We start from the raw sequence: 22,199 nt of genomic DNA, 5'->3' as shown, positions 1-22,199 counted from the left end.
GTCACATCAGTCCCAGTTGAGTCCGCCACGCCGCCACACGTACGTGTAGGCGATGAAGACGGTGACGATGAACAGGACCATCTCCACGAAGCCGAACACGCCCAGCGCACCGAACGAGACGGCCCAGGGGTACAGGAAGATGGTCTCGATGTCGAACACGATGAAGAGCATCGCGGTCAGGTAGAACTTCACCGGGAAGCGGCCGCCGCCGATGGGCTGCGGCGCCGGCTCGATGCCGCATTCGTACGCGTCGAGCTTCGCCCGGTTGTAGCGCTTCGGGCCGACGATCGGCGCGATGCCCACCGAGAACAAGGCGAAGAGCCCGCCCAGGATCAGTAACCCGACGATCGGGACGTATGGGTTGATCGTCATTGTGTCTCCAGCTGCTCTGTTAGCCGCTTCACACTATTAATCCGATTAGGCGGCGCCGCGACCGGGGTGGCATGCTGCTCATACCGCCGGTGCCACCTTGCTCAGGCCATTGATGATCCGGTCCATCGCGTCGCCGCCCCGCGGGTCGGTCAGGTTGGCCAGCAGCTTCAGCACGAACCGCATCAGCGTCGGGTGGGGCATGCCGTGCTTGGTGGCGATCCGCATGATCTGCGGGTTCCCGATCAGCTTCACGAATACCCCACCGAGGCGGTAATAGCCGCCGAACCGCAGGCTGAGCTCGTCGGGGTAGGCCCGGAGAGCGCGTTCACGATCGGCGCCCGCGGGCCGGGCGAGCGCCTGCACGGCAACCTCCGCCGCCAGCTCGCCGGACTCCATCGCGTACGCGATGCCCTCGCCGTTCATGGGGTTGACCATGCCGCCGGAGTCGCCGACCAGCATCATGCCGCGCGTGTAGTGCGGCACCCGGTTGAAGCCCATCGGCAGCGCGGCGCCCAGGATCGGCCCGTCGGCGTTGGTCTCGTCGCGCATGCCCCAGTCGGCGGGGGTGCCGGCCAGCCAGTCGGTCAGCATCGCGCGGTAGTTCGTCTTGCCGAAGGCGTTGGACGAGTTGAGGATGCCCAGGCCGACGTTGACCCGGCCGTCGCCGAGGCCGAAGATCCAGCCGTAGCCCGGGAGCAGCTTGTTGTGGTCGCTCGCGCTGCGCAGCTCGAGCCAGGACTCCAGGTAGTCGTCGTCGGCGCGCACCGGGGAGTGGTAGTAGCGCCGCACCGCGACGCCGATCGGGCGGTCGTCGCGCTTCGCCAGGCCCATGGCCAGCGGGAGCTTGCCGGAGACGCCGTCGGCGGCGATCACCAGGGGCGCGCGGTACTCGACCGTTTCCTTGTCCGGGCCGGTCTTGGCGACGACGCCGATCGCGTGGCCGTCGTCGTCGAGCAGCGGGCCGGTGACGTTCACGCCGGTGCGCAGCAGCGCGCCGGCCTCGACCGCGCGCTTGGCCAGCATGTCGTCGAAGTCGAGGCGGGTGCGGACCAGGCCGTAGTTGGGAAAGCTGGCGAGATCGGGCCAGTCCAACTCGAGCCGGACGCCGCCGCCGATGACCCGCAGCCCCTTGTTCTGCAGCCAGCCGGCCTTCTCGGAGGTGTCGACGCCCATCCGGACGAGCTGCCGCACGGCACGCGGGGTCAGACCGTCACCGCAGACTTTCTCCCGCGGGAACTCGGTCTTTTCGAGCAGCAGGACCCGCAGGCCGTGCCGAGCCATATGGTAGGCCGCCGCCGAGCCCCCAGGCCCGGCGCCGACCACTATTACGTCGGCTTCGTCGCCTATTGGGTTGTGCACGGCACACCTCCGTCTCGTGCGGGCTCGTGAAACAGTTCACAAGCACGCCCAGATCGGAGTCTAGGACGGCCATCGAAGCACGTTCGGGTTAGGCAACCCTAACTGTTTCGCGCCGGTGAAATGCCCGATCCGCTATCGGTCAAGGCCCGCTCTGCTCCATTGCGCTGCTCTTGATCCATGTATTCCCGAAACGTACCGCCCATGGCGCGCTCAAGAGCGACGATCAGCTCATCTACTAGGTCCTGAGCCAGTTCCGGGTCCTGCGCGGCCACCATGCGGATCCGGGCGGCAAGCTCCATGCCGCGCCGCTCGCCCGCTTCGCCGTCGTCGATCGCGATGTCGATGTCGGTGTCCTCAAGATGCCCGAAGGTAGTCATGCGTGCAGCAAAACACCGTTTACCGCCCGCCGAAGCCGAATGGGCGTTTTATACCCGAGTGGCACGATGTAGCGCGACAATACCCCCAGTGAGATTGCGCCAGCCGACCCGGGACCAGGGCCCGGCGGCGCCAATACGCCCGGCAAGGGCCTCCTGGTCGGGCCAGGCACGGATCGACTCGGCCAGATAGACGTACGCGTCCGGGTTGCTCGACACCCCGCGCGCCACCGCCGGCAGCGACCGCATCAGATATTGCAGGTAGACCGTGCGGAAGGCGGGGTTCACCGGGCTGCTGAACTCGCACACCACCAGCCGGCCGCCCGGTCGCGTGACCCGGCCCAGCTCGCGCAGCGCGCCATCGGTGTCCACCACGTTGCGCAGGGCGAAGGAGATCGTCACCGCGTCGAACGTGCCGTCCGCGAACGGCAGCCGCAGCGCGTCCCCGTTCAGCAGCGGCACCTCGGGACGCACCGCCCGCCCGGCCCGCAGCATGCCGATCGAGAGGTCGGCGCCGACCGCGAAGGCGCCCGACCGGGCCAGCTCCTCGGTCGAGATGCCGGTGCCCGCGCCGACGTCGAGAACCCGCTCGCCCGGCCGCAACGCGAGCGCCGCCCGGGTGGCCCGGCGCCATCCCCGGTCCTGGCCGAAGGAGAGCACGGTGTTGGTCAGGTCGTACCGCTTGGCCACGCCGTCGAACATCTCGGCGACCTCGTGCGGCTGCTTGTCCAGGTCTGCGCGCGTCACACTCGTGACTCTGCCACCCCGGGAAACAGATCGGGCGGGATGGTGACCCATCCCGCCCGTTCCTTGTGCGTTATGTAAACGACCGCCATCGGTCGGGTCCGCGGCCGTCAAGCTGCAGCTTGACGTTCCAAGGAAGTTCTCAGACTTACGCGAGGAACGTAACCAGCGGGACCACAGGGGGTACAGAGGTTTACCGGCCTCGTTACGAAGGAGCAATCAGCCCCACACCGGTTTACCGACCCCTACCTGTCCGAACGGTCGATCGCGACCCCCCGAATGGGGCTCTTACTTGGCTTCCACCAGTGGGAGCGACTTCCGCCCGGCCCCGCCCTCGGGCATCGCGATCGACGAGTAGTGCGAGACCACGCGCTCGTCGGTCGGGTCGTCGGCCTCGGTCGCGTGCACGGCGAGATGGCGGTAGAGGGTGTCGCGCTGGGCCGGGACGCGGTCGGCCGTCCGGATCATCCAGATCAGCTCGTGCAGGTTCGACCGGTGGCGGGCGCCGGCCGAGGAGATGACGTTCTCCTCGAGCATGATCGAGCCGAGGTCGTCGACGCCGAGGTGCAGCGACAGCTGGCCGACGTCCTTGCCGGTGGTCAGCCAGGACGCCTGCAGGTGCGCGATGTTGTCGAAGAACAGCCGGGACACCGCGATGAAGCGCAGGTATTCCAGGTTGCTGGCCTGGGTGCGGCCCTTGAGATGGTTGTTCTCCGGCTGGTAGGTCCACGGGATGAACGCGCGGAAACCCCCGGCTGCCGCCCCGCCACCCGCCCTTGACCGGACTGAAGACTCTCCAAGCTCGTGCGAGGTCTCGATCGCGTCGTCGCGGTAGCCGTTGGCCACGGCCAGGTCCTGCACGTCGCGGATCATCCGGATGTGCTCGATGCGCTCGGCGTTCGTCTCGCCCGTGCCCATCATCATCGTGGCGGTCGAGGAGAGCCCGTTGCGGTGCGCCACGGCCATCACCTCGAGCCAGCGGGCGCCGCTCTCCTTGAGCGGGGCGATGGCCGTGCGCGGCCGGTCGGGCAGCATCTCCGCGCCGGCGCCGGCGATCGAGTCGAGGCCGGCCGCCTTGATCCGGAGGATCGCCTCCTCGATCGAGACGCCCGAGACCTTGGCCATGTGCAGGATCTCGCTGGGGCCGATCGAGTGGATCACGAGCTGCGGGTACGCCTCCTTGACCCCGGAGAACAGCTGCTCGTAGTACTCGACGCCGTAGTCGGGGTGGTGGCCGCCCTGGAGCATCACCTGGGTGGCGCCGAGGTCGATCGCCTCGCCGCACCGCCGCAGGATCTCCTCCATCGGGTGCGACCAGCCCTCGCCGTGCTTGGGTGCGCGATAGAAGGCGCAGAACTTGCAGGCGGTGACGCACACGTTCGTGTAGTTGATGTTGCGATCGATCAGGTACGTGACGATGCCGTCCGGGTACCGGCGACGGCGCACCGCGTCGGCCGCCTCGCCGAGCGCGTGGAAGGGCGCGTCCGTGTAAAGCAGCAGCGCCTCCTCGGGCGTGATGCGCCCGCCGTCCGCGCCGCGCTGCAGGATGCTGTCGATTTCCGGGTTCGCCGTCACGACACGAAGATTACGTCCCCGGTTCGGCGGACGACAGCGGCGCGGGTCACGGTCGTACTCTCGATGCCGTCGTTTCCAGGGGGTGGGTGTGCTCGTCGTACAGGGGTCGTGGCTGCCGGGTCGTCTCGCGCTGTGGGCCGAGGGCTCTTCTTCTTTGGGCACCGAGACCGTCACGCTCCGCCTGCCCGGCACCGCCCGCGGCCCGGCGCCCTCCCCGGAGAGCGGGATCGAGCCGCCCAAGCGGCTCTCGCTCCGCAAGTACCAGATCCCGGCCCAGCTCACGCCCGGCCCGGCGGCGATGGAGACGCTCGCCGACCTCCCCGAGGACTGGATGCCCGCGGCGTCGGTGCGCTACCTCCAGTTGCTGGCCGGCTTCGCCTGCGATCTGGCCCGGCGCGGCCGCCTGCTGCCGCAGCTCGTCCTCGAGGCCGGCGTGCCGGCCGCTCGCTGGCGCCCGGTGCTCACCGGCGCCGACGCGGCCACCTACCGCGACTTCGCCACGGCCATGCCGCCGGTCGTGCGGGCCGCCGACACCGGGGTCGGCCGCACCCTGCGCGACGCCCTCGACGCGCTGGTCGACGCGGCCGCCCGATCGGTGATGCCGGAGCGGCTGCTCCACGGCCACCGGGCCGGGCCCAAGGCGCCGCTGCCCGACCGCTGGATCGCGGCGCTCACGGCCGCGGACGCGACGCTGCCGGGCAGCCGACCCGAGGAGGTGCGCGAGCTCGGCGCCGCCCTGGGCGACTGGATGCGGGCCGCGAACGAGGCGAACGGGCCGGTCCGGGTGAGCTTCCGGCTGATCGAGCCGCAACCGGGCACGGACGCGTGGGCGCTCGAGTTCGCCCTCCAGTCGGCGGAGGACCCGAGCCTGTGGCTACCCGCCGCCGACGTCTGGGACGGCGCCCGCTTCCCCGGCCTGCCGCCGCGGCCGGACGAGACCCTGCTGGCCGGGCTCGGCCGGGCGGTCCGGCTCTTCCCGCTGCTGCACGTGGCCCTGATCGACCAGCAACCGGCGGCCATGGACCTGACCACCGGCGAGGCGCACGACTTCCTGCGCCAGGCCGCTCCCCTGCTGCAGGCGGCCGGCTTCGGGGTGCAGCTGCCGGCCTGGGCCGGGCGCAAGGCGGTCGGCCTCAAGCTGACCACGCGCTCGAAGTCGTCGTCGCCGAAGAGCCGGGCGGTCGCCGCCTCCGGGTTCGGGCTCGAGCAACTCGTCGACTTCCGGGTCGACCTGGTCATCGGCGACGGTGTGGTGACCGCCGACGAACTGGCCGAGCTGGCCCGGCTCAAGGTGCCGCTCGTTCGCGTACGGGGTCAGTGGGTCGAACTCGACGACCGCCAACTGAAGGCCGCGCTCAAGGCGGTCGGGCAGCGACGCGAGGGCGAGCTGACCGCCGGCGAGGTGCTCCAGCAGGTCATCGACGGCGGCGAGGAGGACCTGCCGCTGGTCGAGGTCGACGCCGACGGGATGCTCGGCGACCTGCTCTCCGGTCAGGCGGCCGAACGGATCGCGCCGCTGCCGACACCGGACACCTTCCAGGGCACGCTGCGGCCGTACCAGGAACGTGGCCTCTCCTGGCTGCACTTCCTGTCCCGCCTCGGGCTCGGCGGGATCCTGGCCGACGACATGGGCCTCGGCAAGACCGCGCAGACGTTGTCGCTGCTGCTCACCGACCGGACCGGCCCCACCCTGCTGATCTGTCCGATGTCTCTGGTCAGCAACTGGCAGAAGGAAGCGGCGCGGTTCGCGCCCTCGCTCCGCGTGTACGTCCATCATGGTGGGACGCGGCGGCGCGACGGGATCGACGACGCCGACCTGGTCGTCACCACCTACGGCACGGCGGTGCGCGATCTGTCCACTTTGGCGGCGGTGAAGTGGGAACGGGTCGTCTGCGACGAGGCCCAGGCGATCAAGAACAGCGGAACGCGGCAATCCCAGGCCGTACGGGGAATCAAGGCCCGCACCCGGATCGCCCTGACCGGCACCCCGGTCGAGAATCACCTCGCCGAGCTGTGGTCCATCATGGACTTCGTCAACCCGGGACTGCTCGGGCCGGCGAAACGGTTCCGCCGCCGCTTCCAGGAACCGATCGAGGCCCGGCAGGACGAGGACGCGGCCGCCGCGCTGAAGCGGGCGACCGGGCCGTTCGTGCTGCGCCGCCTCAAGACCGACAAGACGATCATCTCGGACCTCCCGGAGAAGAACGAGATGAAGGTCTGGTGCACGCTCACCCCCGAGCAGGCCACCCTCTACCAGGCCGTGGTCGAGGACATGATGGCCACGATCGAGAACAGCGAGGGCATCGAGCGCCGGGGCAACGTGCTGGCCGCCATGACCAAGCTCAAGCAGGTCTGCAACCACCCCGCCCACCTGCTCAAGGACGGCTCGCGGCTGCCGTCGCGGTCGGGCAAGCTGGCCCGGCTCGAGGAGCTGGCCGAGGAGATCATCGAGGACGGCGACAAGGCCCTGGTCTTCACCCAGTACGCGGAGTGGGGCTCGCTGCTCCAGCCGTACCTGGCCGCGCATCTCGACCGGCCGGTGCTGTGGCTCCACGGTGGACTGTCGAAGGCCAAGCGCGACGAGCTGGTCGAGCGCTTCCAGAACGACGACGAGCCGATGTTCTTCCTTCTTTCCCTGAAGGCGGCGGGCACCGGGCTCAACCTGACCGCCGCCAACCACGTCGTCCACTTCGACCGGTGGTGGAACCCGGCGGTCGAGGACCAGGCCACCGACCGCGCGTTCCGCATTGGACAGAAGCGGGACGTGCAGGTCCGTAAGTTCATCTGCACCGGCACGCTGGAGGAGAAGATCGACGCCATGATCGAGCGGAAGAAGGCGCTCGCCTCGTCGGTGGTCGGCACCGGCGAGGAGTGGATAACCGATCTGAACACCGATCAGCTGCGCGAGCTGTTCTCTTTGGACACTGCGGTGGTGCGTTGAGATGCCGCTGGACCCGGAGGGGCGCTTCTTCGAGGGCGCGAAGGCGATCGCGGTCGACGGCGGCATCGCGGTGCGCGCCAAGCGCGGCAAGATCGGCGAGCAGTGGTGGTCGCGGCGCTTCGTCGACGTGCTGGAACGCGTCTGCGACGGCGGGCGGCTGGCCCGCGGGCGGGCCTACGCCCGCAAGGGCCAGGTGATGGACTTCCACCTCTCGGCCGGGAAGGTGACGGCTCGCGTGCAGGGTTCACGACCTCAGCCGTACGCGGTGGAGATCGCGATCGACGCGTTCGACGAGACACAGTGGACGTCGCTGACTTCCGCATTGGGAAGCCAGGCCCTGTATCGCGCCGCGCTGCTGGCCGGCGAGATGCCGCGCGAGATCATCGAGCTGTTCGACGAGCACGGGCTCCCGCTCTTCCCCGACCGCCTCGACATCCGGTGCAGCTGTCCGGATTGGAGCGTGCCCTGCAAGCACGGCTCGGCCGTGCTCTACGTGCTGGCCGAGGCGTTCGACGACGACCCGTTCCTGGTGCTGGCCTGGCGCGGGCGCGACCGGGACGCCCTGCTCGGGGCCCTGCGCGGCACGCCCGAGCCGGTCGAGGAGGTCGACCCGCTGGCGGTCGACGAGTCGCCGCTCGAGGACCACGTCGCCGACTACTACTCCCCCGGCCTGAGCCTGAGCCGGCTGCGGGAGCGGCCCCCGCGCGTCACGACGCCGCCCGAGCTGCTGCTGCGGGCGCTCGACCCGCCGCCGGTCAAGGTGCGGCACATCCCGCTGACCGACCTGCTGCGTCCGGCGTACCGGGATCTGGCGGAGTCGCCGTCCACTGGGGACGACGACCCCGTCACTTGATCAGCCCTGGCGCCACTTCTGGTTGGCGGAGCCGGCGCAGTCCCACAACTGGAGCTTCGCGCCGTCGTTCGGGTTGACGTCGACGATGTCGACGCACCGGTTGGACTGCGGGTTCACCAGGTCACCGGCGGCGCTCAGGGTGAATTTCTGCGCGCCGGTGCCGTTGCACGTCCACAACTGCACGGCCGCGCCGTTCGCGGTCGAGCCGCCGTTCACGTCCATGCACTTGCCGCTCGGGCTGACCAGCGCGCCGCCGCTGAACGTCCACTTCTGCGCGTTGGTGCCGTTGCAGCCCCACATCTGGAGCCGGGCGCCGTCGACGAAGTTCGAGTTCGGCACGTCGACGCACTTGTTGTTGAGCGAGCTGATCAGCGCGGACCCGCCGCTGGGCGGGGGCGTGGTGCCACCGCCGCCGCTGAACGGCGACAGGACGATGCCGGCCGAGCGCGGATCCCCGTCGTTCACCAGCGACTCGAAGTTGCCCACGTCGTCGAACGCGAACGCGTACGCCTTGCCATCGGTCATGTTGGCGTGGATCGTCTTCGCGTACACATTGGTCGGGTTGTTCTTGTAGAAGTCGGCGGCGTTCGTGCTCGGCTGGGTGTCGATGGTGCCGAGCGTTCCCCGGTTGAGAGCGGCGCACAGCGTACGGGAAATCGGCCCGACCACCAGGTCGTTGGGTGCCGGGAGATCGCCGTCGCAGCCCCAGACGCTCGCCGACGAAGGCCGGTTGAAGGACGCCACCTGCTGACCGGACGTGTTGGTGAAGTTCATGACGTTGCCGCTGGTGCGCCCGAAGAACTTGGTGTTCGGCTGGTCGCCGAACGGCACGACGGTCAAGGTCTTGCTGCTGTACGCGTTCCAGGCGCTCGCGATGTACGAGTCGAGGTAGTTGCCCGCGAGCAGACCCGCGCCGGCCGCCTTGCCCGGCGCCAGGACGCGCAGAACCGTGCCGTCCGACCGGGTGTAGACGGTGTTCGCCCACCCGGACGTCCCCTTGATCGTGTTGATCACGTTGGTCCGGCCGTTCGCGACCAGGTCGCCGGTGCGCTTGGTGACCCCGGCGCTGTTGGTCACGGTGACCGCGTGCGGCACCGCGAACATGTCCACCTGCGAGCTGTTCAGCCACAGGCCGGAGTCGTTGTAGGTGAACTCGCTCCAGTCGAACAGGATGTTCTGGTTGGCGTCGCCGCCCGCCCACGGCGCGGGCTGCACGAGGCCGTCCGGGGTGAGGAAGAACTTGAGCCTCTCGCCGAGGGAGAAGTAGACCCGGCCGGAGAAGCCGCGCGGGAAGTTGATCGTGGTGCTGCCGCCGTTGCCGGCCCCCGCGATCGACACATCGGGCGCGGGCGAGGGCGGGATCTGGCCGCCGCTCCAGGCGGTGAACGTGCCGCCCTGGTTGACGTAGCCGAGCCGGCCCGAGGAGAGCTGGATGCCGATGACGTACAGGTAGACCGCGTCGCCGCGGCCGGTTTGATTGGTGACGGTGACCGGCAGGATGGTTGGCCCGATCGCCTGAGCGGCGGGTGGGCTGACTGCGGCCGCGACGGGGATCGCGACGGCCAGAGCGGCGAGAGCGCGGAGGACACGCACCGGGGGAACACCTCTTTTCGTTCTCGTTTACTTCACCTCGTTGTTGCACTGAGAGCGCTCTCACAGGCTCAGCTTTGTTAACAACGTGTGTCAATAGATGAGTACGGATGTCCGGCAGCGTTGTATCGAACGGGCATAAGGTCGCAACCATGAGCGAGATGAGCTACCGCCGGCTGGGTACGTCCGGCCTCGTCGTATCCGTGGTCGGGATCGGCTGCAACAACTTCGGCCGCAAGCTCGACGCGGACGGCACCCGCGAGGTCGTCGACGCGGCGATCGACGCCGGCATCACCCTGTTCGACACGGCCGACATCTACGGCACACCGCACGGCAGCTCCGAGGAATGCCTGGGCGCGGCGCTGAAGGGCCGTCGCGACGAGGTCATCGTGGCTACGAAATTCGGCATGAACATGGAAGGCCTGAACGGCAACGACTTCGGCGCCCGGGGCGCGCGGCGCTACATCGTCCGCGCCGTGGAGGCCTCGCTGCGCCGGCTGGAGACCGACTACATCGACCTCTACCAGCTGCACGAGCCCGACCCGGCGACGCCGATCGACGAGACGCTGGCGGCCCTCGACGACCTGGTCCGCTCGGGCAAGGTCCGTTACCTGGGCAACTCGAACTTCGCCGGCTGGCAGATCGCCGACGCCGACTGGACCGCCCGGGCCGCGGGCCGGACGCCGTTCATCAGCGCCCAGAACCGCTACAGCCTGCTCCAGCGCGGCGTGGAGGCGGAGGTCGTGCCGGCCTGCGAGCAGTTCGGTCTGGGCTTGCTGCCGTTCTTCCCGCTCGACTCGGGCCTGCTCAGCGGCAAGTACCGCCGCGGCGAGGCACCGGCCTCCGGCACGCGCCTCTCGCTCGACCGCTACCAGCGGGTCCTCGCGGGCGCCGACTGGGACCGCATCGAGGCGCTGACCGCATTCGGCGCCGAACGCGGGCACAGCCTGCTCGAGGTGGCCATCGCGGGCCTGGCCGCCCGCCCGGCGGTGACCAGCGTGATCGCCGGCGCGACGACGGCCGAGCAGGTCGCCGCCAACGCGGCCGCCGCAAACTGGTCCCTGACGGCCGAGGATGTGGCCGCATTGGACGACGTGCTGGCCTGATTTCCACAGCCGCCGGGTTGTCCACAGCGACGGCTTGTCCACAGCCCGCCGCCGGCCGGCCGCCCAACATCACGCTTTCCCGCGATAATGACCGGCGGGGGCGCCCCCAGAGGAGGGCGGGCTCTGCGGTTGGCGGGCTCTGCGGTTGGCGGGCTCTGCGCTCGGCGGGCTCTGCGCTCGGCGGGCTCCGCGCTCGGCGATGTTGTGATCACACGCGCGTCTCCGAGCCCACGCCCGTTTTGCCGCGTCCTCGGCTCGGCCGTCGACCGACTGCCCCAGATCTTGAAGAGTTTGTGCTTCTACCGAGCACGAACTCTTCAAGATTGGCTCGGCGCTACGCGATCTTGTTGGAGCGGCCCCGCGTAGCGCGAACTGCCGCGCTGCCAGGCACTCGACGGGTCAGCGTGGCGCACCGAGCCGAACGGCCCGCCGGAATGGAGACCAGCCGCGAAGACCGGGCTCAGACCTCGCCGAAGATCGGGGCGGGCTCTGAGGTTGGCGATGTTCTGATCGCACGCGCGTCAACGAGCCCACGCCCGTTTTGTACCGACCTCGGCTCGGCCGTCGACCGACTGCCCCAGATCTTGAAGAGTTTGTGCTTCCACCGAGCACGAACTCTTCAAGATTGCCTCGGCGCTGCACCATCCCGTCGAAGCGGCCCCGGCGCACAGCACAAAATGCCGCACTGCCGGGCGCCACTCGGCGAGTCAGCGTGGCGGACCGAACGGCTCGCCGGAGTGGAGGCCGCCGCGGAACCGGGCTCAGACCTCGGCGAAGATCGGGCCGTCCGCGGGCAGCGGCGGTACCTCGCCTCGTAGGGCGGCCCGGCGGGCGAACTCCCGCAACCCCGCGACCTGGCGCTCGCCGAGGGAGAAGTCGAGCGCCCGGAAGTAGTTGGCCAGGGTCTCGGCGTCGAAGGGCTCCCAGCGGGCCGCGGCGGCCGCCGCCTCGTCGAGCTCGCCCAGGCACAGGTCGCGGGAGCGCTGGAAGGCCTCGTGCACGTCCTTCACGGCGCCCGGGTTGGCGGCCGCGTAGTCCTTGCGGACCGCCCAGACCGCGAAGACCATCGGCAGGCCGGTCCAGTCGCGCCAGGCCTGGCCCAGGTCGGTGACGTCGAGGCCGAGGCGAGGCGCCTCGTACATGGCGCGGAGGGCCGGGTCGCCGATCAGCACGCCGGCGTCCGCCTCCATCAGCATCTGGGTGAGCTCGGGCGGGCACCGGAAGTACTCGGGCTCGGCGCCGTACCGCTCGGCCAGCAGCATCTGCGCGAGCAGCACGCCGGTGCGCGAGGTCGAGCCCAGCGCCACCGGGCGGCCGTCGAGCTCGGCCAGCGGGCGGGTCGAGATCAGGTTGACCGAGAGGACCGGGCCGTCGCTGCCGACCGCGAGGTTGGGCAGCAGGAGCAGGTCGTCGGCGTGCCGCAGGTACTCCACCAGCGTGATCGGGCCGATGTCGAGGTCGCCGGCGACCAGGTCGGCGCTCAGCTTGTCGGGGGTGTCCTTGCGCAGGTCGACGTCGAGCAGCGCACCGGACCGCATCAGGCCCCAGTAGATCGGGAGGCAGTTGAGGAACTGGATGTGCCCGACCCGGGGCCGACCGGCGCTGTCGCTCATGACCCCGACGCTATCCCAGCAGGTGAGAGTTCGGCCTCGGGGTGGACCCGAGGGTGGCTCACATCGCAGTCGGCAGCCGCGGAAGGGACGTTCGTCTCGCGGCGCACGATCGGCATCGCCACCAGGCAGATGAGCAGGCCCAGTCCGCCGGCGGCCGCCACCAGCAGCCGCGGATCGAAGTGCTCGACCAGCGGGCCGGCCACGGTCAGGCCGAGCAGGGCCGCGGTCTGGACGACGGCGCTCAGCACCGCGAACGCCCGGCCGTGGGCGGCGGCCGGCGCGCGGCCCGCGACGATCACCAGCACGAAGACGTTGATGCCGCCGTTGCTGATGCCGCCCAGCACCCAGAGCGGGATCAGCCAGCCGGCGCTGCCGACCGTGGCGCCGGCCAGGATCGGCGCGCACGAGCAGGCGACCAGGGCGAGCAGGGCCGGAACGGTGATGCGGTGCGGCGGGACGCGGCCGAAGACGACACTGCCGATCAGCATGCCCGCGGCCCAGGCGGCGCTCACGAAGCCGAAGACGGTGGTGGAGGCGTGCAGCGTGTCCCGGATGAAGAACACCTCGAAGACGTTGATCGCGTTCACGCCGGCGATGACCGCGGCCAGCGAACCGATCATGACGGTGAGGATGCGGTCGTCCCGCACCCGGTAGGTCGCGCTCGGCCCGGCCTCCGAGGAAACCGGACGACGGCGCGTGCGTACGGCGAAACCGGCCGCCACCAGGGCCAGGTAGCTGACCGCATCGATCAGCAGCGGCACCCGGCTGCCGGTCTGGCCCACCAGGATGCCGGCCAGCGCCGGTGCGATCAGCATGCCGATCACGCCGGCGGTCTGCGTGAGCCCGCTGGCCTTGGCCAGGTCGTCGGGGCGGACCATGCGCGGGATCAGCGCCGAGAGCGTCGGCTGGGTGATCGCCAGCCCGCAGGAGAGCAGCGCGACCAGCGCGATGATCGCGATCGGCTGGCTCACGAAGGCGAGCGCGAAGCAGATCAGGCTCTGCGCGATGCCGGCCGCGATCAGCACGACCCGGCTGTCGGCGCGGTCGGCGATGCGCCCGGCGATCGGCGCGAGCAGCGCCAGCGGCAGGCTCGCCGCGACCAGGAGGCCGGAGACCGCGAGGCCACCGTGCCCGGCCTGCTGGAGAACGAGAGCGAGGGTGGTCGCCGCAAGGAAGTCACCACAGACCGAGACGGCCCGGGTCCCCGCGACGACATAGACGTCGGCCCAACGAGACTCGCCAGATGTGAAGGACATACTTCGAAAGTATTCCTTCACATCTGGTCGCGCAAGACCCTGGGCCGGATCAGCCCTCCGGAATTGCCGCGTAGCTGACCGAGACCCGCCGTGCGCCCTCCGGCGCGTCGTCCTGCCGATCCCTCATCCGGTACGGGTCGGTCAGCTCACGAATCCGCTGGTTGAGCTCCTGAAGCTCGTCGGCCGTCAGGAGCAGCCGCTGGCCCATGATCGCGCTGGCGTCGGCCCACTCCTTCGGTTCCTCGGGCAGCTTCGCGATCCAGTTCCGCATCCGGTCGAGATCGCGGTTGAGGTAGAGGTCGACCAGCGCCTGCGTCGCGGCCCGCGCCCCCGGCTGCTCGAGGTCGGCGTCGATCCGCAGCCCCGTGCTGGTGGTGCCGCGCCAGACCCGCTCGCGCCCGTCCCCCCGGCTCGGCGCCTGCTCGACCAGCCCATATTTGGCCAGCTCACGCAGGTGATAGCTGGTGGCGCTCGGCGACATCCCGACCATGCCCGCGACCTCGGTGGCGGTCACCACCGCCCCGGTGTCGTTCAGATACTCCACGATCTCGATCCGCGCGGGATGCGCCAGCGCCCGCATCACCCGCGGGTCGCTGACCCGAACCCCGTCACTCCCGGCACGCCCCTCAGCCATGCCCCCATTCTCACCGACGGCGGGCGGGCGAATATTCGGTGGACAGGGGGTGAGCTCGGCGTAGTGTGGATGGCCGCTTGACGGCCGTGGTGAGCATGCACCGCAGCGGACGTTTTCACGCGCCGTGGGCCGGTCGGCCGGCCCCGGATACGCGAGCAGCCCGCACAGCCTGTCTCGAGGATGGACCGTGTCTTCTTTCGACCTGGACACCGAGCTCTCCGCCGAACGCCACCACCTCGGCGAGTCACGGGCCGCGCTGGCCCGGATGCGTGGGCGCGCCGAAGCCCTCTACTCCACCGGCTCGGATGTGGCCGGCGACGCGTACGGCGCCGAGGCGCTCGGCCGTACGCTCTCCCGCCGCGTCGCCGAGCTGGCCGACGACCCGACCACGCCACTGTTCTTCGGGCGGCTCGACATCGAGGACGCGAACTACTACGTGGGCCGCCGGCACGTCACCGACGACGCCGGGGAGCCGATGGTGCTCGACTGGCGGGCGCCGCTCTCCCGGTCGTTCTACCGGGCCAGCGTGCGCGACCCGCAGGGCGTCGCGACCCGCCGCCGGTTCGGGTTCGTCAAGGGCGACCTGACCAGCTTCGAGGACGAGCATCTCGACCGCGGCGAGGAGCTGGGCACCAAGAGCCGCATCCTGACCGCCGAGATCGAGCGGCCGCGCGTCGGGCCGATGCGCGACATCGTGGCGACCATCCAGCCCGAGCAGGACGAACTGGTCCGGGCCGAGCTGGCCGACTCGATCTGCGTGCAGGGGGCGCCCGGCACCGGTAAGACGGCGGTCGGACTGCACCGGGCCGCCTACCTGCTCTACCTGCACCGGGAGCGACTGCGCCGGTCGGGCGTGCTGATCGTCGGGCCGAACACGGCCTTCCTGTCGTACATCTCGGCCGTCCTGCCCGCCCTCGGAGAGGTCGAGGTGCAGCAGGCGACCGTGGACACGCTGATCGCCCGGCAGCCGGTGCGCGCCACCGACAGCGAGGCGGCGACGCTGGTCAAGCACGACGTGCGGATGGCCGAGGTGCTCCGGAAGGCGCTGTGGTCGAAGCTCGCCAAGCCGACTGTGCCGATCATGGTGTCGGACGGGTCCTACCGGTGGCGGATCGACACCGAGCCGCTGCGGCGGATCGTGGACGAGGCGCGGCGCGAGGGGCTGCCCTACGCGGTCGGGCGGGAGCGGGTGCGGGCGCGGGTGGTCGGGCTGCTGCAGCGGCAGTCGGAGTACCGGACGGGCAACTCACCGAGCGAGCCGTGGCTGCGGAAGATGAGCAAGGTCGCGCCGGTGACGGAGTTCCTCGATACCGCGTGGCCGGCCGTAAGCGCCGAGGCATTGGTGGTCGAGGTGCTGGTAAATCCGGAGAAGACGGACTTGGAGCCGGAAGAGCAAGACGCGATCCGGTGGACGAAGCCGCCGAAATCCGTCAAGTCCGCGAAGTTCAGCGCCGCCGATCTGGTGCTCATCGACGAAGCGGCCGGCCTGCTCGAGCGCGAGTCCAGCTTCGGCCACGTGGTGGTCGACGAGGCCCAGGACCTCTCCCCCATGCAGGCGCGGGCCATCGCCCGGCGCAGCGAGCACGGCTCGATCACGCTGCTCGGCGACCTCGCGCAGGGCACCGCGCCCTGGGCCGCCGCCGACTGGCGCCACACGCTCGGCCATCTGGGCAAGCCGGAAGCGAAGGTCGTGCCGCTGACGGTCGGCTTCCGCGTCCCGGCCGTCGTCGTGGAGCTGGCCAACCGGCTGCTCCCGGCCCTGGCCGTGGCCGTGCCCGAGGCGGTCTCCCTGCGCCGCGACGGCGACCTGGCGATCATCCCGGTCGACGCCGCCGCGCTCGACGCCGAGACGCTGGTCGAGGTGACCGCCGCGCTCGAGCACGAGGGCTCGGTCGCGGTGATCGCCGCCGACGCCGCGGTCGACCGGCTGCGCGCGCACCTGGCCGCCGCCGGGATCGAGAACGCGACCCCGGACGACGTCGAGAGCGAGGCGCGCGTCCAGGTGGTGCCCGCGACGGTGGCCAAGGGCCTGGAGTACGACCACGTGATCGTCCACGAGCCGGCCGACATCGTCGACGCCGAGGCGCGCGGCCTCAACCGCCTCTACGTGGTTCTCACTCGTGCCGTCTCGCGCCTTTCGGTCGTACACGCAAGGCCGTTGCCCGAAGCTCTCACCCCCGCAGCGGCTTGACCCACCGCGACCACTCCGCCTGGCGGCGATAGCCGCCGGCGGACCACGCACCGTGCGCCGACGCGTTGTCGTCCAGCACCATCGCGTCGGCCCGGGTGCCGCCGAGGGCCCGGAACCGCTCCTCGGCCGCGTCGAGCAGACCGCGCCCGATGCCCTGCCGGCGGCGATCCGGCGCGACCGCGAGCCGGTAGAGGTGGCACCGCCAGCCGTCCCACCCGGCGATCACGGTGCCGACGATCTCGTCGCCGTCGACGGCCACCAGCAGCGCGTCCGGGTCGCGCAGGTGCAGCGCGGCCAGGGCGGCGTGCGTGTCGGCGGGCCGTGCGTCGTTCTCGGCGGCAACCTGCCAGAAGTCGAGTACGAGGGACAGGTCGGACGCGATCGCGGGTCTGATCATCACGTGCAGAAGCCTAGGGAAGCCCTGTCGACTTTACGGCACAAACTTCTTTGACTTTGTGTCGTAAACTTCTTTGTGTGAACACGGACGACGACGACACCCCGCTCGGCAACCCGGCCGACTCGCTCGCGCTGATCCAGCGCGAGCGCGCCAACCTCGAACGCGACATCACCCCCGACCCGCGCCTGATGATGTGGCCCTGGGGCGTCGCCTGGCTCCTCGGCTTCCTGCTGCTCTTCCTGCGCTTCGGCCCGGACGGCAAGGTCTTCGTCGACCTGCCCGACTGGCTGCCGCTGACCGTCCTGCTGCTGTCGATCGTCGCGGCCGGGGTGATCACCGGCTTCGCCGGCGCGCACTCGGCCCGGCAGACCTCGGGCCCGACCTCCCGCCAGGGCACGATGTACGGCTTCGCGTGGGCGATCGCCTTCACCGGCATGTCCGTCCTGTTCTCGCAGTACGGCGACCTGCTGCCGGACGACAAGGTGACCCTGCTGTGGGCCGGCGGCATGGTCGCCCTCACCGGCGCGCTGCACATGGCCGGCGGCGCGATCTGGAACGACCGCCACCTGTTCTTCCTGGGCGCCTGGGTCAGCGTGATCAACGTGATCGGCATCCTGATCGGCCCCGGGTGGCACTCGCTGATCGTGGCGGTCGCCGGTGGCGGCGGCATGCTGCTGGCCGGCCTGATCGGGTGGCTGAAGCTGCGATGACCGAAAGCACCGAGCTCGACCCGGTCATCCACGCCCAGGCCCGGCTGCGGGTGGTCTCCGCCCTGTCGGTCCTGCGCACCGAGGACCGGGTCACGTTTCCCCGGCTCCAGGAGTCGCTGCGGATGACGGCCGGCAACCTGTCGGTCCATCTGCGCAAGCTCGAGGACGCCGGCTACGTCGAGGTCACCAAGACCCACCAGGGCCGCACGCCGGCCACCTTCGTCCGCCTCACCGCCCGCGGCCGGCTCGCCTTCGAGGAGTACACGGAGGCGTTGCGCGCCCTGCTCAACCCCGTGGAGGAGCAGCCATGACCCTCGCTCGCGCCGTCGAGGTCAGCCGCCGTTACGGCGACACCCTCGCCCTCGACCGCGTCTCCCTCGACATCCCGGCCGGCGAGCTGATCGGCCTGCTCGGCCCGAACGGCGCCGGCAAGAGCACCCTGCTCAGCCTGCTCACCGGCGTCCGCACGCCGACGTCGGGGCGGGTGGAGCTGCTCGGCGGCGATCCGCGCCGGCCGGCGGCCCGGCGGCGACTGGGCGTCACTCCACAGGAGACGGGGCTGCCCTCCTCGCTGCGCGTCGGCGAGGTCGTTGATTTCGTACGCGCGCACTATCCCGACCCGCTTTCGCGCGACGAGGTGCTCGACCGGTTCGGCCTGACCGGCCTCGTGCGGCGGCAGACCGGCGGCCTGTCCGGCGGCGAGAAGCGGCGGGTCGCGGTCGCCCTCGCCTTCGCCGGCCGCCCCGAGATCGTCTTTCTGGACGAGCCGACCACGGGGCTCGACGTCGAGGCGCGGCGGTCGCTCTGGGAGGGCATCCGGTCGTTCCACGCCGACGGCGGCACGGTCGTGCTGACCAGCCACTACCTCGAGGAGATCGAGGCGCTGGCCCGCCGGGTGGTGGTCATCGGCGGTGGCCGGGTCCTGGCCGACGACACGGTCTCCGCCGTACGAAATCTGGTTGCTGTTCGGCGGGTGAGCCTCACTTCGCCCGTACGCCCGCCCGCTCTGGCCGGGGTGACCGCAACCGACCGCGAGGGTGACCGCTGGCACCTGCTCACCCCCGACGCCGATCGCCTGGTCCGCGATCTGGTCGCGACCGGCGCGCCCTTCGCCGATCTGGAAGTCCGCCCGACGTCGCTGGAGGAGTCGTTCCTGTGTCTGCTCTCGTCCTCACCCACGCCCGCTTTCAACTGATCGAGACCGCGCGCACGCCGATCGCCGTCATCGGCAGCGCGTTCTGGCCGGCCGCCTCGATGCTCGCCTTCGTCGTGCCCTTCGCCGGCGACGACCCGGTGGCCGCGACCTACGCGACGGCGTCGATGATCACCTTCGCGGTGATGAGCACCAACCTTTTCCAGTACGGGGTGGGCGTCGCCGACGATCGGGTCCAGCCCTGGGAGCCCTTCGTCCGCACGCTCCCGGCCGGCGTCCTCCCGCGCTTCGCCGGCCGTCTGATCTCCGGCTTCGCGCTGATGGCGTTCGCGCTGCTCCCGGTCGTGCTGATCGCCGCGTTCCTGACGTCGGCGACGGTGACCGCGACGCAGTTCCTGCTGACGGCGGCCACGGTCGCGGTCATCGCGGTGCCGTTCATCCTGATGGGACTCGCGATCGGCTACTCGATGCCGCCCAAGGCCGCGGTCGTGGTCGCGCAGGTGCTGTTCTTCCCGCTCGCCTTCGCCGGCGGGCTGATGACCGCGCCCGGCAGCGCGCCCGGCTTCGTGCAGACCATCGCGCCCTATCTGCCGACCGGCGCCTCGGCCGAGCTGATGTGGGCCGCGGTCGGCGCCCACCCGGTGCACCCGGGGTCGGTCGCGTCGCTTATCGCCTGGATAGTCGCCCTTGCCGGGGTGGCCGTATGGGCCTATCGACGGGACGAGGGTCGTCGATTCAGCTAGAACATCGACACTTAAGCCCAACCAAAGGTGCGCGATGCGACGATCCGTTCATGAGCGCGTCGACGCCCGGCTTTCCGACCTGGGTAGATCTGGGGACCGCGGACCTACGGGATGCACAGCGCTTCTACACCGCGCTGTTCGGGTGGGACATCGACGACGATGGCTCGTACACGACGTTTCTGCTGAACGGGCGGCCGGTGGCCGGCGCCGGCCCGCTCTACGACGGGGGCCAGCCGACCGCCTGGAGCACGTACATCGCGACCTCGAACGCCGACGACGTGGCCGCCCGGGTCGCGTCGAACGGCGGCAAGGTGCTGGTGGCGCCCTTCGACGTGGGCGACCAGGGCCGGATGGCGGCGTTCCTCGACCCGGGCGGCGCGCCGTTCAGCGTCTGGCAGGCGTACTCGATGAGCGGCGCCGCCCTCTTCGACGTGCCGGGCGCCCTGACCTGGAACGAGCTGAACACCCGTGACCTGGTCGAGGCGCGCGCCTTCTACGGCTCGGTGTTCGGCTGGGCGTTCCGGGACAGCGAGATGAGCGGCCTGCCGTATTTGGTGGCCAAACTGAACGAGACGGCGATCTGCGGCATTCAGCCGATGCCGACCGATCTGTGGCCGGCCGACGTCTCGCCACATTGGATGGTGTACTTCGCCGTGCACGACTGCGATCGGACGGCGGCGCACGCGGCGGCGCTCGGCGGGCTGGTCCTGTACCCCCCGACGAGCCTGTCGATCGGACGGTATGCGGTACTGGAGGACGCACAGGGCGGGATGTTCGCCGTGCTGGCCAGCAACAGGTAGGCGTTTCCCGTACCGGAGACTTAGTGAGATTTCGCCCCTTCGCCGCATTCGCACTGCTCGCTACGCTGCTGGCCGTCCCGGCCCAGGCGTCGCTCGCCGGTTGCTCGGCCTCGCCCACCCCGACCTGGGCCGCCCCCTCGCGTCCGGCCGGACCGACCGTCTGGCTGGCCGGCGACTCGACGGTGGCCGATCCCGTCGGCGGCTGCCCGGTCGGCTGGGGCAGCAAGTTCGGGCCGCTCTTCAAGGGACTGACGGTCAAGAACCGCGCGCTGGCCGGGCGCAGCATCCAGACCTGGCTCTACGGCGAGGGCGCGGTCGGGCAGATGGGCGGCAACGGTGAGTGCGCGCTGAGCACCACCGCGTATTCGCAGCAGTGGCAGGAGATGCTCGCTGCCATGAAGCCCGGCGACTACCTGTTCATCCAGTTCGGCATCAACGACGACGAGATCCGCTGCCCGCGGCACGTCGGGCCGGCGCGCTACCAGGAGCTCATGACGGTGATGGCGAAGGCGGCCATCCAGCGCGGCGTGCACCCGATCCTGCTCACGGCCGTCGCGGCGATCACCTGCTCGCACGACACGGCGGTGCAGAACCGCAACTTCGTCACCGAGACGTACGCGGCGGCCGCGGTGACCGGGGCGCCGGTGCTCGACCTGCAGACGCTCAGCCTCAGCCTCTACAACAACCTGCACCTCTGCCCGAACGACGGGAACTACAAGCGGGGACCGGTCGGCTATTTCTTCTGCAACGACCACACCCACTTCGAGTCGTACGGGGCGCAGCAGATCGCCTACCTGGTGGCGAACGAGCTTCGGAGCCAGGGCAGCCCGCTGGCGGCGTACCTCGCCTGATTCTCCTTACTCCTCCTTGTCTCATCTCCTTGTCTCATCCATTGATGGGTGTCACTGTTTGATTGGCCTGTCTCCCCACGGCCTTGCCCGCTCATCCGTGGAGGAGATGCCATGAAATTTCGGACTCTTGCCGTTCTGGCGCTGCTGGTGCCCCTGCTGACCGCGCCGGTCGAGGCCGTCGCCTCGGCCGCCTGCGCCGCGCCTGCCGCCCGTTCCGCCGATGCCGCTTTGGCCGCTCCCACCGTTTGGCTGGCCGGCGACTCGACGATGGCGAACCCCGGCTCCACCTGCCCGGTCGGGTGGGGCAGCCAGTTCGCGGCGCGGTTCAACGGCGTCACCGTCAACAACCGGGCGGTCGCCGGGCGCAGCATCCAGACCTGGCTCTACGAGGGCAACGTGACCGGCACGAAGAACTCGGCCGGCGAGTGCGCGCTCAGCTCCACCGCGTATTCGTCGCGCTGGCAGGAGATGCTCACCGGCATGAAGGCCGGCGACTACCTGTTCGTCCAGTTCGGCATCAACGACGGCGACCCGAACTGCCCGCGGCACGTCGGCACGGCCCGATACCAGCAGCTGATGACGATGATGGCGCAGGCGGCGCTGGCCCGGGGCGCGCACCCGATCCTGCTCACCGCCGTCGCGGCGATCACCTGCTCGGGCAGCACGGCGGTCAAGAACCGCGGCTTCGTCACGCAGACGAACGCGGCCGGCTCGGCGACCGGCTCTCCGGTGATCGACCTGCAGACACTGAGCGTGAACCTCTACAACAGCGTGCGGTTCTGCCCGAACAACGGGAACTACGGGACGGGCGCGCTGGGCGCGTTCTTCTGCAACGACCACACCCACTTCGAGACGTACGGGGCGCAGCAGATCGCCGGCCTCGTGGCGAACGCACTCCGGACTCAGGGGATCCCGCTCGCCGCGTTTTTGAAGTGAC

Annotated in this window: 21 protein-coding genes; 11 read left to right on the top strand and 10 right to left on the bottom strand. The window is 70.3% G+C overall.

Annotated elements, in window-relative coordinates:
* Nucleotides 1-6 precede the first annotated feature (6 nt).
* From ACZ6TB_RS34355 to mqnC, 5 genes are all read right to left on the bottom strand, one after another.
* On the bottom strand, nucleotides 7-372 hold the full coding sequence (locus ACZ6TB_RS34355; RefSeq protein ID WP_465561651.1) for an NADH-quinone oxidoreductase subunit A: 366 nt from the start codon (nucleotides 370-372) through the stop codon (nucleotides 7-9).
* A 78-nt stretch (nucleotides 373-450) separates the two neighbouring features.
* Nucleotides 451-1,731 carry a geranylgeranyl reductase family protein gene (locus ACZ6TB_RS34350; protein ID WP_465561649.1) on the bottom strand — a complete coding sequence of 427 codons (1,281 nt, stop codon included), beginning with the start codon at nucleotides 1,729-1,731 and terminating at the stop codon, nucleotides 451-453.
* Nucleotides 1,732-1,829: 98 nt separating this feature from the next.
* A complete protein-coding gene (locus ACZ6TB_RS34345; RefSeq protein WP_465561647.1) occupies nucleotides 1,830-2,108 on the bottom strand; it encodes a hypothetical protein in 279 nt (92 codons plus the stop codon).
* A 48-nt stretch (nucleotides 2,109-2,156) separates the two neighbouring features.
* Entirely contained in the window at nucleotides 2,157-2,903 is a 747-nt protein-coding gene (locus ACZ6TB_RS34340; protein WP_465561646.1) for a demethylmenaquinone methyltransferase, read from the bottom strand.
* A 234-nt stretch (nucleotides 2,904-3,137) separates the two neighbouring features.
* Nucleotides 3,138-4,424 carry a cyclic dehypoxanthinyl futalosine synthase gene (mqnC, locus tag ACZ6TB_RS34335; protein WP_465561644.1) on the bottom strand — a complete coding sequence of 429 codons (1,287 nt, stop codon included), beginning with the start codon at nucleotides 4,422-4,424 and terminating at the stop codon, nucleotides 3,138-3,140.
* An 88-nt stretch (nucleotides 4,425-4,512) separates the two neighbouring features.
* Here mqnC and ACZ6TB_RS34330 point away from each other — a divergent pair, with 88 nt between their 5' ends.
* Complete coding sequence (locus tag ACZ6TB_RS34330; protein WP_465561642.1) at nucleotides 4,513-7,365, top strand: DEAD/DEAH box helicase; 2,853 nt, start codon at nucleotides 4,513-4,515, stop codon at nucleotides 7,363-7,365.
* A gap of 1 nt (nucleotide 7,366) precedes the next feature.
* Nucleotides 7,367-8,218, top strand: coding sequence for an SWIM zinc finger family protein (locus tag ACZ6TB_RS34325; protein ID WP_465561641.1), 852 nt, complete (start codon nucleotides 7,367-7,369; stop codon nucleotides 8,216-8,218).
* On the opposite strand, the gene ACZ6TB_RS34320 is transcribed toward ACZ6TB_RS34325, so the two are convergent.
* Nucleotides 8,219-9,811: a beta-1,3-glucanase family protein gene (locus ACZ6TB_RS34320; protein WP_465561640.1), complete on the bottom strand. Its 1,593-nt coding sequence runs from the start codon at nucleotides 9,809-9,811 to the stop codon at nucleotides 8,219-8,221. It lies immediately after the preceding gene.
* A gap of 149 nt (nucleotides 9,812-9,960) precedes the next feature.
* On the opposite strand from ACZ6TB_RS34320, the gene ACZ6TB_RS34315 reads away from it, so the two are divergent.
* Nucleotides 9,961-10,914: an aldo/keto reductase gene (locus ACZ6TB_RS34315; protein ID WP_465561638.1), complete on the top strand. Its 954-nt coding sequence runs from the start codon at nucleotides 9,961-9,963 to the stop codon at nucleotides 10,912-10,914.
* 761 nt (nucleotides 10,915-11,675) lie between these two features.
* Here ACZ6TB_RS34315 and ACZ6TB_RS34310 read toward each other — a convergent pair.
* Genes ACZ6TB_RS34310 through ACZ6TB_RS34300 form a run of 3 tightly spaced genes read right to left on the bottom strand, consistent with a single transcriptional unit; the run spans nucleotide 11,676 to nucleotide 14,417 of the window.
* Nucleotides 11,676-12,527, bottom strand: a complete 852-nt coding sequence (locus ACZ6TB_RS34310) for a menaquinone biosynthetic enzyme MqnA/MqnD family protein (protein ID WP_465561636.1) — start codon at nucleotides 12,525-12,527, stop codon at nucleotides 11,676-11,678.
* A complete protein-coding gene (locus tag ACZ6TB_RS34305; protein WP_465561635.1) occupies nucleotides 12,524-13,783 on the bottom strand; it encodes an MFS transporter in 1,260 nt (419 codons plus the stop codon). The genes ACZ6TB_RS34310 and ACZ6TB_RS34305 overlap by 4 nt, the downstream gene beginning before the upstream one ends.
* 49 nt (nucleotides 13,784-13,832) lie before the next feature.
* Nucleotides 13,833-14,417 (bottom strand): helix-turn-helix domain-containing protein, encoded by a 585-nt coding sequence (locus tag ACZ6TB_RS34300; RefSeq protein WP_465561633.1) that lies wholly within the window; start codon nucleotides 14,415-14,417, stop codon nucleotides 13,833-13,835.
* A 187-nt stretch (nucleotides 14,418-14,604) separates the two neighbouring features.
* On the opposite strand from ACZ6TB_RS34300, the gene ACZ6TB_RS34295 reads away from it, so the two are divergent.
* Nucleotides 14,605-16,608 (top strand): HelD family protein, encoded by a 2,004-nt coding sequence (locus ACZ6TB_RS34295; RefSeq protein WP_465561631.1) that lies wholly within the window; start codon nucleotides 14,605-14,607, stop codon nucleotides 16,606-16,608.
* Here ACZ6TB_RS34295 and ACZ6TB_RS34290 read toward each other — a convergent pair.
* Nucleotides 16,589-17,005, bottom strand: coding sequence for a GNAT family N-acetyltransferase (locus tag ACZ6TB_RS34290; protein ID WP_465561948.1), 417 nt, complete (start codon nucleotides 17,003-17,005; stop codon nucleotides 16,589-16,591). The genes ACZ6TB_RS34295 and ACZ6TB_RS34290 overlap by 20 nt on opposite strands.
* A gap of 77 nt (nucleotides 17,006-17,082) precedes the next feature.
* Here ACZ6TB_RS34290 and ACZ6TB_RS34285 point away from each other — a divergent pair, with 77 nt between their 5' ends.
* The 7 genes from ACZ6TB_RS34285 (at nucleotide 17,083) to ACZ6TB_RS34255 (ending at nucleotide 22,198) form a co-directional block, all read left to right on the top strand.
* On the top strand, nucleotides 17,083-17,715 hold the full coding sequence (locus tag ACZ6TB_RS34285) for a transporter (protein ID WP_465561630.1): 633 nt from the start codon (nucleotides 17,083-17,085) through the stop codon (nucleotides 17,713-17,715).
* The gene (locus ACZ6TB_RS34280) at nucleotides 17,712-18,026 is read left to right on the top strand and encodes a winged helix-turn-helix domain-containing protein (RefSeq protein ID WP_465561628.1); all 315 of its coding nucleotides are present in this window, start codon (nucleotides 17,712-17,714) and stop codon (nucleotides 18,024-18,026) included. Before ACZ6TB_RS34285 ends, ACZ6TB_RS34280 begins: the two co-directional genes overlap by 4 nt.
* Nucleotides 18,023-18,910 (top strand): ABC transporter ATP-binding protein, encoded by an 888-nt coding sequence (locus ACZ6TB_RS34275; protein ID WP_465561626.1) that lies wholly within the window; start codon nucleotides 18,023-18,025, stop codon nucleotides 18,908-18,910. Before ACZ6TB_RS34280 ends, ACZ6TB_RS34275 begins: the two co-directional genes overlap by 4 nt.
* A complete protein-coding gene (locus tag ACZ6TB_RS34270) occupies nucleotides 18,871-19,611 on the top strand; it encodes an ABC transporter permease (RefSeq protein ID WP_465561624.1) in 741 nt (246 codons plus the stop codon). The genes ACZ6TB_RS34275 and ACZ6TB_RS34270 overlap by 40 nt, the downstream gene beginning before the upstream one ends.
* A gap of 50 nt (nucleotides 19,612-19,661) precedes the next feature.
* Entirely contained in the window at nucleotides 19,662-20,411 is a 750-nt protein-coding gene (locus ACZ6TB_RS34265) for a VOC family protein (RefSeq protein WP_465561622.1), read from the top strand.
* A 23-nt stretch (nucleotides 20,412-20,434) separates the two neighbouring features.
* Nucleotides 20,435-21,262: an SGNH/GDSL hydrolase family protein gene (locus tag ACZ6TB_RS34260; protein ID WP_465561621.1), complete on the top strand. Its 828-nt coding sequence runs from the start codon at nucleotides 20,435-20,437 to the stop codon at nucleotides 21,260-21,262.
* A 111-nt stretch (nucleotides 21,263-21,373) separates the two neighbouring features.
* A complete protein-coding gene (locus ACZ6TB_RS34255; protein ID WP_465561619.1) occupies nucleotides 21,374-22,198 on the top strand; it encodes a GDSL-type esterase/lipase family protein in 825 nt (274 codons plus the stop codon).
* Nucleotide 22,199 lies beyond the last annotated feature (1 nt).

It is taken from the genome of Actinoplanes sp. NPDC051537, from assembly GCF_055586105.1.
The sequence above is the reverse complement of the archived record's forward strand: the minus strand, read 5'-3'. Positions and strand labels throughout refer to the sequence as shown.

Excerpts from the sequence above, each read along its gene's own strand:
- ACZ6TB_RS34310 (WP_465561636.1), bottom strand. The coding sequence starts at position 12,527 with ATGAGCGACAGCGCCGGTCGGCCCCGGGTCGGGCACATCCAGTTCCTC.
- ACZ6TB_RS34340 (WP_465561646.1), bottom strand. The coding sequence starts at position 2,903 with ATGGGTCACCATCCCGCCCGATCTGTTTCCCGGGGTGGCAGAGTCACG.
- ACZ6TB_RS34305 (WP_465561635.1), bottom strand. The coding sequence starts at position 13,783 with ATGTCCTTCACATCTGGCGAGTCTCGTTGGGCCGACGTCTATGTCGTC.
- ACZ6TB_RS34275 (WP_465561626.1), top strand. The coding sequence starts at position 18,023 with ATGACCCTCGCTCGCGCCGTCGAGGTCAGCCGCCGTTACGGCGACACC.
- ACZ6TB_RS34290 (WP_465561948.1), bottom strand. The coding sequence starts at position 17,005 with ATGATCAGACCCGCGATCGCGTCCGACCTGTCCCTCGTACTCGACTTC.
- ACZ6TB_RS34315 (WP_465561638.1), top strand. The coding sequence starts at position 9,961 with ATGAGCGAGATGAGCTACCGCCGGCTGGGTACGTCCGGCCTCGTCGTA.
- ACZ6TB_RS34300 (WP_465561633.1), bottom strand. The coding sequence starts at position 14,417 with ATGGCTGAGGGGCGTGCCGGGAGTGACGGGGTTCGGGTCAGCGACCCG.
- ACZ6TB_RS34280 (WP_465561628.1), top strand. The coding sequence starts at position 17,712 with ATGACCGAAAGCACCGAGCTCGACCCGGTCATCCACGCCCAGGCCCGG.
- ACZ6TB_RS34325 (WP_465561641.1), top strand. The coding sequence starts at position 7,367 with ATGCCGCTGGACCCGGAGGGGCGCTTCTTCGAGGGCGCGAAGGCGATC.
- ACZ6TB_RS34255 (WP_465561619.1), top strand. The coding sequence starts at position 21,374 with ATGAAATTTCGGACTCTTGCCGTTCTGGCGCTGCTGGTGCCCCTGCTG.
- ACZ6TB_RS34355 (WP_465561651.1), bottom strand. The coding sequence starts at position 372 with ATGACGATCAACCCATACGTCCCGATCGTCGGGTTACTGATCCTGGGC.
- ACZ6TB_RS34265 (WP_465561622.1), top strand. The coding sequence starts at position 19,662 with ATGAGCGCGTCGACGCCCGGCTTTCCGACCTGGGTAGATCTGGGGACC.
- ACZ6TB_RS34345 (WP_465561647.1), bottom strand. The coding sequence starts at position 2,108 with ATGACTACCTTCGGGCATCTTGAGGACACCGACATCGACATCGCGATC.